Source organism: Streptomyces sp. NPDC042364 (assembly GCF_056437585.1).
Window position 1 is genome coordinate 19,302 of record NZ_JBWKAJ010000028.1, and the last position, 12,589, is coordinate 31,890.

Here is a 12,589-nt window from a genome sequence, read left to right on the forward strand (position 1 = left end):
CTTTGCGGCGTATGGCGAGGCCGGCCGTGGCACCGGCACCACTGACGGTGCGAAGAGCCCACGAAAGGCATACGGCGATGGCTCCGCCCCTCCTCCCCCAGTCGTCGGACCGGTTACCGCCGGTCATGTGTCCGCCCGCACGCAGGGCGGCCTACGAGCACCACCGAGCGGGTGTGTTCGGACTGCCCGCGGTGCCCGCCTCGGCGGGCGAGGCGCGCAGAACGGTCCGCGAACTGCTCGAGGAGTGGGGAGTGACGCGGGACACCCGCGAGGACGCCCTCCTCATCACCTCCGAACTCGTCACCAACGCGCTGACCCACACCACGAGCGAGTGGATCGTGTGTCGGCTGCACCTCACCGGGCAGCGGCTCCGCATCGAGGTCGAGGACCAGAACCGCGGCCACGCCCTGCCCGCCCGACGCCGGCCGGGACCCGACGACCAGAACGGACGCGGGCTCATGCTGGTCGGCATGCTCAGCAGCGACTGGGGGGTCGGCGACGCCCCACAACGGTCCGGTCGCGTCGTCTGGGCAGAACTGCCGTCGGAGGGCCGGGAATCCGCCGAGCCCGCCCCTCCGGCGGCGTGACCTTCCACCGGGGCCGGGGCATCCCGCTCACCGAGGTGCCCCTGCCCGGCGGCATCCGACGTGCCGTGCACCCGGCCGGCCCCGACGGGCGCCGCCGCTCGCGGTACGACGGCGGTCACGCGTCGGCGACGGCGCCGTAGAGACCGCACCGGTGCGGCGGTCCACCGGTGCGCCCGCCGAGTCGGCAGGCTGGTACACGCCCTCGGCCGCGCCGTGGCCACCACCTCGGCCCCGGCCCCGACCGGCGGTCCCGCGCACCGCCTGCTCCGGGACGGCGGGTGCGGCAGCCGGGAGGAACACCGGCGACCGCACGATCCGCCCGGCCCGCACCGACGTGATCGGCCGGGCCGAACTCCCGTTCCACGCAGCCGAGTCGGAGCCCAGAGGGCCGAAGGGGCGGGCGTGCGGCGCGCCGCCGGTCCGGTCTCTGGGGTCCTGTCTCCCGGGTCCGGCCGTCAGAGATGTCCGCTCGCCGCGAGCCGGGCCTCAGCCTGGGCGCGGGCCGCTTCGAGCACCGCCAGCAGGACCGTCTTGCTGGACTGGCGCTCCCGCACGTCGCAGAGGACGACCGGTGTCGACGGGTCGAGGTCGAGGGCCCGGCGGACCTGCTCGGCGGTCGCTTCCCGGCGGCCGTCGAAGCAGTTGACGCCCACGGCGAACGGGATGTCACGGGACTCGAAGAAATCGATCGACGCGAAGGACGCGTCCAGCCGACGGGTGTCGGCGAGGACCACGGCGCCGAGCGCGCCCGTCGAGAGGTCGTCCCACATGAACCAGAAGCGGTCCTGACCCGGCGTACCGAAGAGGTAGAGCACCAGCTCCGGCGAGATGGTGATACGGCCGAAGTCCATGGCGACCGTGGTCGAGGTCTTCCGCTCGACGCCCGCCAGGTCGTCCACGCCCACGCTCGCCGTGGTGATGCGCTCCTCGGTCTCCAGCGGGGCCACTTCGCTCACCGAGCCCACCATCGTGGTCTTGCCGACGCCGAAACCGCCCGCGATGAGGATCTTCAAGGCGGTGGGGAGAAGCGGCTCAGAGCTGACGGATACCATCCATCACCCTTTCGATGAGATCCACGCTCGGCTGCTCGGTCAGCGCGGGCGGGGCCTGGACAATGATCAGCTCGGCATTCAGGAGGTCGCCACAGAGCACCTTCACCACACTCACCGGCAGGTCCAGGGTCCCCGCGATCTCGGCCACGGCGACGGCGCGGTCGCGGCACAGCGCGAGGATCGCCATGGCCTCCGGCTCTAAGTGGTCCTGCTCCGACGCATGGGTGAACCGGGAGACCACCAGCGTGATCAGCGTGAAGTGATGCCTGCTGTGGCGGGTACGGCCACCGGTGATGGCGTACGGCCGGACATGGCGTCCGGCCTGCTCATCGTCGAGCCACCGCGGTTCACGCATCCTGGACGTAACCGGACGGGGCCTCCACGCGTGGTGCGGCACTCAGGTACTTGCCGACCTGCTTGACCAGAGTGCCCATCTCGAACGCCATCATGCCGACGTCCACCTCCTCCGAGGCGATCGCGGCCAGCCGCGCGCCCCGGCCGGCGGCCGTGACGAAGAGGAACGCCCGCTCCATCTGGATGACGGTCTGCTGCACCTCGCCGCCGTGGAAGTGGCGTGCCACGCCCCGGGCGAGGCTGTGCATGCCGGAACCGACGGCGGACAGGTGCTCGGCGTCGTCACGCCGGATGTCCCTCGACTTTCCGATGAGAAGGCCGTCCCCGGACAGCACGACGGCGCAGCGGATCTCCGGAATCCGCTCGACGAGTCCGTCCAGGAGCCAGTCCAGCTGGGGACCGGGTTGTACCTGCTCAGTCATTGCTGAATGTTCCTCACAGTTAGTCGGCGCCAGGGGAAGCGCCGGTCAGGTGGCGCCATTGGGGGGTTGCGCCGAGTGGTGGGGCGCCGGGGGAAGCGCCCGTCATGGGGCGCCGGGGCCGCGCGGTGGTGCCTGCCGGTCGTCGGTGCCGTCCGGCTCGCCCGGCTCGGAGAGCCGGGCCCGCTTCAGCCCCTGCTGGATTGCGATCATGGCGCGGGCCGAGGCGTCGGGGGAGAGCCCCGCCTCGGTGTCGCCTTCCCGCAGACCGTCCGCGGCTTCCTTGCGAAGCTGCTGTGCGAGGCTCGCTCCCCGGGTCCGCTGGGGCAGGACCTGGGGGGTGGTCAGTGGCCCGGAGGAGGTGTCCCGGCGGGACGCGGCGGGGGAGGGGCGCCCGGTCATGGCACCCGACCCGGTGGCGGCGGACCCCAGCCCGGCACCGCCTCCGCTTCCGTACGGGGGCACGCCTCCGGTCCCGTACTCCGTCCCGGCGCTCATCCGGGCGCCGGAACCGTACTCGGATCCGCCGCCGTACCCGGCGCCCGGACCCTGCTGTGCCGCGCCGGCCGTGCCGCCACCACCGGTCATGGTGGTGTGCGGCGCGGTGGTCTGCCCGGCGGGCGGGGTGTGGTGCGTGGGGGACCCCTGCGGGGGAGCCCAGTCGGTCGTGCCCGCGGAGCGGGGCATCGGAGGAGCCGATTCGGGCGGCAGCAGACCGGCACCTCCGTAATCGGGGAAACCGGTGTGGTCCGGCATCCGGGTGTCCGTCAGCAGGTGCCCGGGGGCCGCGAGGGGGTCGGCGCCACCGGAGACCGCACCGGCACCCACACCCGCGAGGACCCCGGCGCTCTGCGGCTCGGACACATCGGAGGAGCGCCCGCCCGCGCCGAGCCCGGTCCGCTCACCCGTACCGGAGGACACCGCCGCCATGTTCGACGCCGCGGCGGCCGACGTGAGCTGGTCGAGGACCGGCGAGTCCACCTCCTCCAGCAGGTCCGCCGGCAGCAGCACGACGACGAGCGTGCCGCCGTAGACCGACTCGCGCAGCTCCACCTTGATGTTGTTGCGTTCGGCGAGCCGCGCCACCACGAAGTGCCCGAGGCGCGGGTCCTCGCCCAGGGCGGTCATGTCGAGCTTGGGCGGGTGGGCGAGGAGATGGTTCGCCTTGTGCCGCAGATCCTCCGGAACACCCAGGCCGTGGTCCTCGACATGGATGGCCAGGCCCTTGGCGACCTTGGTGGCGCTGACGAACACCTGGGTGTCCGGCGGCGAGAAACTGGTGCCGTTCTCGATGAGTTCGGCGAGCAGATGCGTCACGTCCGACACGGCCCGCCCGGTCAGGGCGAGCCGCCGGTCGGCCGGCTGGTTCTTGATCTTGACGCGGGTGTACGCCTCGGTCTCCGCGACCGCGCTGCGCATCACGTCGGTGATCGAGACGGGCGCGGTCATCCGGCGGGTGGGCGGCGAACCGGAGAGGATCACCAGGTTCTCCGCGTGCCTGCGGACACGGGTCGCGAGGTGGTCGACCTTGAAGATGTCCTTCAGCAGGTCGGAGTCCTCGTGCTTGCGCTCCAGATCGTCCAGGAGCGAGATGAGGCGGTGGATCAGGATCTGCGTACGCCGGATCAGCTGGGCGAAGACCTTCTCCGACCCCTCCCGGCCGAGACTCTGGCGCACCGCGCTCTCCGCGGCGACCCGCCCCAGGTGCTCGATGGCGCCGGCGAGCCGTTCCATCTCGTCGGCGGAGGGCTGCCGCCCGGTGGCGAGGGACGACGGCTCCACGCGCTCGCCGCGCTCGACCCGGGCGAGCAGCTGCGGCAGCCAGACGTCCGACAGCTCCTCGGTCCTGCGCTGGAGGTCGGTGATCCGGCGCAGCGTGGAGCGCCGGCCGCGAGAGGCCAGCAGCGCCCCGGCCGTCAGCGCGGCCAGGGTGGCGGCGGAACCCAGCAGGGTGGCCAGGAGCAGATCGTCGGCGCGGTCCGCGCCGGTGTCGGCGACGCCCCGTACCGACTCGGCGCCCAGCGACCGGAGATCACCGATGACCCCCTCGGCTGCACCGGGCCAGGCCGGTGCCTGCCGGGGCAGGGCGGTGCCCTCGCCGTTGGCCATGGCGTCCTCGACGACGCCGATGGTGGTCCACTGCGCGCTGTCGGTGACCTCGCCGTAGGCGGCGGCGCCCCCGGCGGGCAGATCCCGGGCGTTGAGCGCCGCGCGGATCTCCTGCTGGACCGCCAGGTACTGGGAGAACCGGGTGCGCGCCTGAGCGGTCAGCTTGCGCGAGGGCAGCGCGCCGGAGATCAGCGCGTCCTCGCGGGAGAGCATCTCGGTGAGCCGGACGACCGCCGTGGTGGCCTCGGCGGAGTGCGCGCGGTCCCCGTCGCCGCTGCTCACGGCCTCGCCGAACAGGTTCACACCGGCCTGCGCGGCGCCGGTGAAGTACGCGAAGGCGCCGTCGCCGTCGAGATCCCGGTCGTCGATCGCCGAACGCCGGTCCGCCAGGTCGTCCAGCGCCTGGTCGAGTTTCCCCGCGAGGTTCCGCAACCGCTGGGTGTCGAGCGCCGACATGGACGCCTTGCGGTACGAGGTGACCGCGGCGTCCGTCTTCTCCCGGGCCGCGTCCAGCTTCGAACGGTCCGAGCCGGCGCGGCTCGTCTGCCACACGGCCGTGAGCCGGCGCTCCTCCTGGAGCCGGGTCAGCACGGTCCGGGCGGGTGCGGCGACGGAGGTGGCGCGGTCCGACTCGGCCCACAACCGGATCTGCTCGTCGACCAGTCCGGCCGCCGTGTAGCCCCAGATTCCCGTGGCGAGGACGGCGGGTACGACGAACGGCACGACGAACGAGTACCGGAGAGATGTGCGAGAGGCGGACCGATGACGTGTCCGCCGGTCGCGGTTGCCTGGCATCTGATTCCTCGTACGACAGCGAAAATCCGATGGCGGTCAGGGGTGGCGCGAGTTGTCCGACATCCCCCCTGTGCGCCGACTTGACACGCCGTCGGCAAATGTCAGCGGCCGTGTGGAACCGTATCAGGCCCCATGCCTGACCGTCAGCATCCGCTTGACCGCAACCAGCGGCCCGGGGGGCGGAGTTGACGAAGATCACAAAAGGGCGAGCAGCCTGGGGGTGTACAGTGCGCTCGCCGTGCCGATGCCGGCCACCGTGTCGAAGTAGATGGACGTCAGTTCCGGGTCCTGTCGCACGGCCCGCAACAGGGACAGGCGTTGCTCGTGGGGCTCCAGCCGGGCGACCCCCAAGGTCGCCTCGTACCCCGGAGTGAGAGCGGCGTCACGCTCCTCGCCGTAGGCGTCGAGGGCCGCGTCGAGGGCCGCCGGGTCGCCGCCGAGCCGGGGACCGGCGTGCTTCACCAGGGATTCCGCTTGTTGAAACGCGTCAGTGATGCCACGGGCGGTGATCGAGTCCTTGTGGTGCCCGGAGTCCCCGACCAGCGCCCAACCGGGCCCCGCCGCCTGCCGGAAGAAGTTCTGCTGGTCCCCCGTCCCGCGCAGCCGTTCCACCGGCTCCCGGCCCGCGATGCGCTCGTGGAGGGTGGGTGCGGTGGTGCGTACCTGCTCCAGGTACGCCGAGGAGGCGTCGGAGCGGATCTCGTCGAAGCGGGCCTGCGGGAAGTAGGCGAGGACGAGGGTCGCCCCGTCGTTGGTGGCGACGGCCGCCACCCAGGACCCGGGCCTCTCGTACAGCTCCAACGTGGCCGGCACGTCCGTGTAGTAGGCGTAGTACGCGCAGGTCAGCCGTTCGTCCTCGATGGTGAACGGCGCCTTCACGAGGTCGGCGACGGTGGAGCGCATGCCGTCGGCGCCGACGACCAGGTGGGCGCGTTCGCTGAAGGGCCGTCCGTCGTGCCGGCCCTCGACGCCGGCGACCCGGCCCGAGGCGTCCTGCAGCAGCCCGGTGATCACACACCTCTCGCGGTACTCGACACCGGCCGCGACCGCCGCCTCCACCAGGACCGGGTCGAGGACCCGGCGCCGGGGCGCGTAGGCGGCGCGCTGTCCCTCCACACCCCGGGCGCAGCCCTCCAGCCGTATGTCCGCCACCTCGTACGTCACATGGTCGAGCGGCGGGCAGCCGGTGGCGCGCACGGCGTCCAGGAGGCCCCAGCGGGCGAGGGCGGCGACCCCCGGCTGGTGGATGAGGTGGGTGGACAGGGTGTCCGAGCCGAGGACCCCCTTGTCGAGCAGGAGGACGCGGTGGCCCGCGCGGGCCAGCAGCATGGCGGTCGGGGCTCCGGCGCAGCGCGCCCCTACCACGATGGCGTCGAACATGTGTGCCTCACTACTTGGGTGAATGTCGGAAGGGGAGCGGATGCGCCGGCGGGAGTGGTGGGGTGCCGGCGAGAGGGCGGGGACCGGTACGCCGGGGGCGTCCGGTTCCTGCGGGAACGCGAGAACCCCCGAGAGGCGCGTGCGGACGCCCCCCTGCCGTGCGCACGCCCCGGGGGGAGGAGGCGGTTCGCGGCGGGTGGGGGGATCGGGCGTCTTCGGGGGTCATGGGTGCCGGGATCGGAGAGTCGGGGGCGGGTGGGGCGGGAGGGGGAGCGCCGGTTTCATCGCTCCCCACGGTCGTGGGGTGGTGGCTTCCGGTGGAGGTGAGGATTCCGGGGAGGCCGGGGAGGCGTCGGCGGGATCGGGGAGAGGTCAGCGGGGACGGGTGAGTTCGGTGAGGAGGGCCCGGCGGTCGATCTTGCCGTTGGCGTTGAGCGGTAGCTCGTCGAGGACGGTGATCCGGCGCGGCAGCATATAAGGGGGGAGCCGGGAGCCGAGACCGGCGAACAGCCGGCCGGGGTCGCAGCCGGTGCCGCCGACGGCGGCCTCCAGTTCCGGTTCGCCGTCGGCGGCCGGCACCGCGAGCACGACCGCCTCGCGCACGCCGTCCTGCTCCCGCAGCATCGCCTCGATCTCGCCGAGTTCGATGCGATGGCCGCGGATCTTGACCTGGTGGTCGGTGCGCCCGAGGTGGATCAACTGACCGTCGTGCAGGGCGACCCGGTCGCCGGTGCGGTACCAGTCGGTCCCGGTGACCGGGCCGGTGGCGCCGTCGCCGGAGACGAAGCGGCCCGCGTCGTTCGCCGGGTCCAGATAGCCGGGGAAGCGCTGCGGACCGCGCACGCACAGCTCGCCGGTGTCGGCGGGTTCGCCGTCCTCGTCCAGGAGCAGGAAGTCCAGGGTGGGGAAGCACCTGCCGATCGGTGCCGTGCCGTTCGGTGTCTCCGGCCAGTCCGCGAGGTTCGCCGGGAAGCGGTAGCCGGTGCAGGAGATGGTCAGCTCGGTCGGCCCGTACAGCACTTCGAGCTCGCTGTTCGGCGCCGCCTCCCGCCACTCACGGGCCGCGCTCAGCGGCAGTGGTTCGCCGCCGAAGACCGTCCACCGCAGGGTGGGCATGCTGCCCGGCTTCAGGGTGCCGAGCCGTGAGGCGAAGGTGATGAGCGACGGCACCGAGAACCAGTGCGTCAGGCCCAGGCTGTTGACGGTCTTCACGGGCGACAGCAGCTGGCTGCGGGCCGGCACCACCAGGGTCGCCCCGCCCGCCCAGGCCACGAACAGGTCGTGCACCGAGGCGTCGAAGGTCAGCTCGAACGTCTGCGACATCCGGCTGCCGGGTCCGACTCCGTACCGGGGCGCCACATGGGCGAGATTGGCGGAGATGTTCCGGTGGGTGATCGGCACGCCCTTCGGCGCCCCGGTCGAGCCGGAGGTGAAGATGATGTACGCCAGATCGTCGGGGCTCACCCGGGGCCACTCCGCGTCCGGGCGGGGCTCCGAGGCGATCGCCGCCAGCCCCGGCTCGTCCAGGACGAGCCGCGCGGTTCCCGGGTCGACGTCCGCGGTGTCCGTGACGACCAGGTCCAGCTCCGCCGACCGGATGATCCCGGCGGTACGGTCCGCCGGGTGCTCCGGGTTGAGGGTGACGACGGTGGCCCCCGCCCGCTGGATCGCGAGATACCCGGCGTACGCGGCGACCGACCTGCCCGCCAGCAGTCCGATCCGCCGGGGGCGCTCACCCCCTGCGGCGGTGAGCAGCCGGGCGGCGATCCCCTCGGCGAGCCGCCGCAGTTCGGCGTACGTCAGCCGCTCTTCCCCGACCTCCAGCGCGATCTCGTCGGCGAACTCCTCGGCGGAGCGGGCGAACCAGCCGTACAGGGTCTGCGGGCCGGTGCCAGGCCCGGGCGTGGGCCGGCCGGATCTGTTCGGGTCGGACGTGCCGACCCCGGGGCGGGGGCTCATCGGGCTGCGGCCTCCAACTCACGGGTCCACTCGCGCAGTTCGCCGACCGTGCGCAGGCGGCCGAACTCCTCCGGGTCGACCTCCCGGCCCGACCGCCTGGTCAGCTCCACCACGATACGGAGCCGGGCGAGCGAGTCGATGCCGATCTCGGTGAGGGTGGAACCGTCGTCGAAGCCGGTGCGGGCGTGCTCCCGCAGCAGCCAGGCGGACAGGTCGCTCTCCGGCTCCGCGCCGCCGAGGGCGCCCTCACCGGGCCAGTACCGCTTGGTCTGCCACGGGTAGTGGGGGAGCGGCACGAAGCGGGCGCCCTTCTTGAACTCCTTGAACTCCTTCTCCCAGTCGATCTCCTCGCCCGCGCGGTAGCGGTCGGCGACGTCGCGGGCGCCGGGCGCGCCGTGAGCGCCCTGCGCCCCGGTGAGCGCGGCCACCAGCTCCGCGTGCGTGGCGCCGGCCACCGCCATCCGGTGCTCGTGGTGGCGGCGGCGCACCGCCGCGCTGAAGCAGATGTCCCGCACCGGGTACCCGGCGCCCGCTCCTCCCGCGTCGAGGTACTCCGCGTACGACCGGGCCAGCGCGTCCAGCGCGGCGGGCGTCCGGGCGGAGAGCGGGAGCACATAGGTGGTGATCGACAGCACCGCCATCAGCTTCTCCTTGAAGGACTCCTTGGCGGGCTCGGCCTGCCGCAGGACCACGTGGGCGTTGAGGGCGGAGGAACCCTGGCCGGATATGCCCATGACAGCCGGACGGCCGCGGTCGGGCAGGGGCCGCAGCGAGCGGGGTATCTCCAGCGGCAACTCGTCCCAGGCGACCCCGGGGTGGGGGGTCTCCACATGAAGGCTGGCCGGGACCTCGCCGTGCTCCAGGCAGAGCACCGCCTTGATCAGCCCGGCCAGCCCGCCCGCCGCCTCCGCGTGACCGATGTTGGACTTCACCGAGCCGACCAGCAGCGGCCGTTCCGCCGGGCGCCCCTCGCCCAGCACCTCGCCGAGCGCGGTCAGCTCCAGCGCGTCGAACACGGGCGAGCCGGAGCCGTGCGCCTCGACGTAGTCGACGTCGGCGGGGGCGATCCCGGCGTCCTCGTACGCCCAGCGCAGCACCTCGAGCTGGCCGGTGAGGGAGGGGTTGAGCACCGAGTCGCTGGTGCCGCCGTCGTTGCCGACGGCGCTGCCCTGGATGACGGCGCGGACGCGGTCCCCGTCGGCGAGCGCGTCGGCGAGGGGCTTCAGCACGACGACGGCGACGGCGTCGCTGGGCGCGTGCCCGTCGGCGCTCGCGTCACCGAACTTGCTGCGCCCGTCGGCGGACATGCCCCCGGCCGCGGTCATCACCTGGCCCTCGTCGGGCCGGAGCTTGAGGTTCACGCCGGCCACCACGGCCAGCGGGATCTCCCCGGCGCGCAGACTCTGCACGGCGCTGTGCACGGCGGTCAGCGAGGACGAGCACGCCGTGTCCACGACCATGCTGGGACCGCGGAGGTCGAAGAAGTGGGAGAGCCGGGCCGGCAGCAGCGAGCGGAAGTTGTGCAGTTGGGCGGCGGTCACCCCGTCGGGGCCGAGCCGCAGGGCCCGCTCCAGGTAGTCGGCGCGGGCGTTGCCCACGAAGACCCCGGTGCGGCTGCCCGCCAGGGCGTCCGGCCGCTGGCCCGCGTCCTCCAGCGCCTCCCAGGTGGTCATGAGCAACAGCCGCTGCTGCGGGTCGAGTTCCACCGCCTCGGTGGCGGACAGTCCGAAGAACTCGGCGTCGAACTCCGCCACCTCCACGTATCCGGCGCGCCTGCTGGCCAGCTTTCCGGGGCCGGGCCGGGGGTCGTGGAGGGCGTCCACGTCGTAACGTTCCGGCGGGGTCTCGCTGGTGGCGTCCACGCCGTCGCGCAGCAGCTTCCACAGTTCGTCGGTCCCGGCGGCCCCCGGGAGTCGGCAGGCCATGCCGATCACTGCCACGGACCGTGCGTCCACGTCCGACTTCTTCAACGGACCTCTCCTTCGCCTGTGCGTCGATGTGCCTGTGCGATGGCGCGCTTGACCTCCGCGCGACCCCGGGGTCCCCGAGTCTGGCGGATCTTGAGCATGTTTCAGGTTCACGAGTCTGAAGTGGCCACCCGGACGTCCTCGTACCGGGTCCCCCGTGGATCAGCGGGGCAGGGCGCCCTCACTCAGGCCTGTCGTCGACAGGTCCCTAACCGGAACGGTGGCCGACCGTCCCGGATGCCGTACTGCGGCGCTGTGCGCTCGGTGGATCTTGGCGCGAAAACGTCTTGGGTGGAAGGGTGTTCCAGCCCACATGTGCGACAGGGGGTCCGCAGCCCGAACCGCACTCGCCCCACCGCTCAACACCCTTTCGTTCAGCCGAAACCGCACACATGACCGTCGAAATCCGGACCATCGCACGATTGTCGTACGCAGAATCGCTTCCGCTCGATCGTCGTTCAAGGTTTGGCGGGAAGTGATCGCCGAAGGTTGAAACTCGAAGAAATTTGGACAGGCTACCGGGTTGGCCGACAGGGCGGGACCGCAGAGGCAGGGGTTCCGCCAGGGACCGCCGGTGGCGCTGTCCATCAAGTCAGCCTAGAGGGACAGCCGTTGTCCGTGAGGCGTCCGGGGCAGAAATTAACGACCGTGGTGAACCGTGGAGTCCGAGATTCTGCTTTCATCTGCGGTATGGATCCCCTGACCTCATCCGACCAGGCACTCCGCGCGAGCGAACAGCGCAGGCTACGGCTGTAGGTGCTCGGCCTCAACAGCGTGGAAGCGGAAGCCACCTTCGACCGGGTGGCCCGGCTCGCCGCCAGCTTCACCGGCTCCCCCCTCGCCATGGTGAACTTCATCAACGACGAGCGGCAGATGTTCCGGGGCATGTACATCCCGACCTCGTCCCCCGGCGAGAAGGTCGGCCCCGACAGCCCGGCCATCCCCTTCGACCTGAGCGAACTGTCCCGTGAGGCGCCCAACGACTACGGGTTCTGCCCCCACGTGGTGGCCCAGGGGTCCCAGCTCGCCCTGGACGACGTCTTCGACTACCCCAGGTTCAAGGGCAACCCCCTGGTCAACGACCTGGGCGTGCGCTCCTACCTCGGCACCCCGCTCCGTGACAACACCGGCATGATCCTCGGTACCGTCTGCGTCGCCGACTTCGAGCCCCGCCAGTGGGACCGCCGGATCCGCGAAGGCATGCAGGAGCTCTCCGAGACCCTGCTCGCCGACTTCAAACTGCGTGACAGCCTGCTCGCCCAACAGCAGGAACTGTTCGCGGTCTTCGACGGCGCCCCCTTCCCCATCATGCTCACGGAGGGCCCCAACCACCTGCTGCGCTACGCCAACGGCAAGCAGGGCCAGGCCTTCGGTATGGTCCCGCAGTTCAGCCCGGGCCGCCTGGCCCTGCCTCATCTGGACGCCGTCGGCGTCTTCAACGCCATGGACGACGCCTTCCACAGTGGCCGCGCCGCCACCCTCTCCCGCGCGCACCTCGGCACGTACGACTACCCGCAGCCCCAGGAGTTCGACTTCCTGTGCACCCCCGTGCGCACCTCGCCCGGCGCGCCCATCAGCGGTGTGCTGACGGTCGCCATGAACGTCACCGGGCAGGCCTTCGCCGCCCCCGAGCAGCAGGCCTTCGCCGCCAACGTCCAGGAGCGCTTCGAGCGGCTCGGCGCGGGCGCCTTCCCGGGGCAGCAGCAGTAGACGCCGGGCGGGGCGCCACTCGGTGGCCGGACACCCGCCGACGGACCGGGCGCGTGGTGAGACGTAAATCACGCGACCCGGTCCGGCCTCCCTCGGGACGACCCGGCTGCTGTACAAGCCACCGGCGGATAATCTCGGCCAAGTTCCGCATCCTCGGAATCGGGACATCTCGCGGGAGACGTCCGACATCCGGCACATTCCGTGTCCCTGCCGTGTGGCTTGTGAGCGACGTGTCGACGGATACCCGGAGGACCTGC

At 72.1% G+C, this 12,589-nt stretch carries 9 protein-coding genes; 2 read left to right on the forward strand and 7 right to left on the reverse strand.

What is annotated here, in order from left to right; genetic code table 11:
* The first annotated feature begins 173 nt into the window (after positions 1-173).
* On the forward strand, positions 174-587 hold the full coding sequence (locus AC067N_RS35160) for an ATP-binding protein (protein ID WP_478683001.1): 414 nt from the start codon (positions 174-176) through the stop codon (positions 585-587).
* Between the two features lie 455 nt (positions 588-1,042).
* Here the strand turns inward: AC067N_RS35160 and AC067N_RS35165 are convergent, their stop codons facing one another.
* The 7 genes from AC067N_RS35165 to AC067N_RS35195 form a co-directional block, all read right to left on the reverse strand.
* Positions 1,043-1,639, reverse strand: coding sequence for a GTP-binding protein (locus tag AC067N_RS35165; protein ID WP_478683002.1), 597 nt, complete (start codon positions 1,637-1,639; stop codon positions 1,043-1,045).
* Positions 1,620-1,994 carry a DUF742 domain-containing protein gene (locus AC067N_RS35170; RefSeq protein ID WP_478683003.1) on the reverse strand — a complete coding sequence of 125 codons (375 nt, stop codon included), beginning with the start codon at positions 1,992-1,994 and terminating at the stop codon, positions 1,620-1,622. Before AC067N_RS35170 ends, AC067N_RS35165 begins: the two co-directional genes overlap by 20 nt.
* Entirely contained in the window at positions 1,987-2,415 is a 429-nt protein-coding gene (locus AC067N_RS35175; RefSeq protein WP_159774189.1) for a roadblock/LC7 domain-containing protein, read from the reverse strand. The genes AC067N_RS35170 and AC067N_RS35175 overlap by 8 nt, the downstream gene beginning before the upstream one ends.
* A 102-nt stretch (positions 2,416-2,517) precedes the next feature.
* Entirely contained in the window at positions 2,518-5,244 is a 2,727-nt protein-coding gene (locus tag AC067N_RS35180) for a sensor histidine kinase (protein ID WP_478683004.1), read from the reverse strand.
* Between the two features lie 267 nt (positions 5,245-5,511).
* The gene (locus AC067N_RS35185) at positions 5,512-6,696 is read right to left on the reverse strand and encodes an FAD-dependent oxidoreductase (protein ID WP_478683005.1); all 1,185 of its coding nucleotides are present in this window, start codon (positions 6,694-6,696) and stop codon (positions 5,512-5,514) included.
* 372 nt (positions 6,697-7,068) lie between these two features.
* Positions 7,069-8,655: an amino acid adenylation domain-containing protein gene (locus AC067N_RS35190; RefSeq protein ID WP_478683006.1), complete on the reverse strand. Its 1,587-nt coding sequence runs from the start codon at positions 8,653-8,655 to the stop codon at positions 7,069-7,071.
* Complete coding sequence (locus AC067N_RS35195; protein ID WP_478683007.1) at positions 8,652-10,625, reverse strand: beta-ketoacyl synthase N-terminal-like domain-containing protein; 1,974 nt, start codon at positions 10,623-10,625, stop codon at positions 8,652-8,654. Before AC067N_RS35195 ends, AC067N_RS35190 begins: the two co-directional genes overlap by 4 nt.
* A gap of 771 nt (positions 10,626-11,396) precedes the next feature.
* Between AC067N_RS35195 and AC067N_RS35200 the strand changes: the two genes are divergently transcribed.
* A complete protein-coding gene (locus tag AC067N_RS35200) occupies positions 11,397-12,332 on the forward strand; it encodes a GAF domain-containing protein (RefSeq protein WP_478683008.1) in 936 nt (311 codons plus the stop codon).
* Positions 12,333-12,589 lie beyond the last annotated feature (257 nt).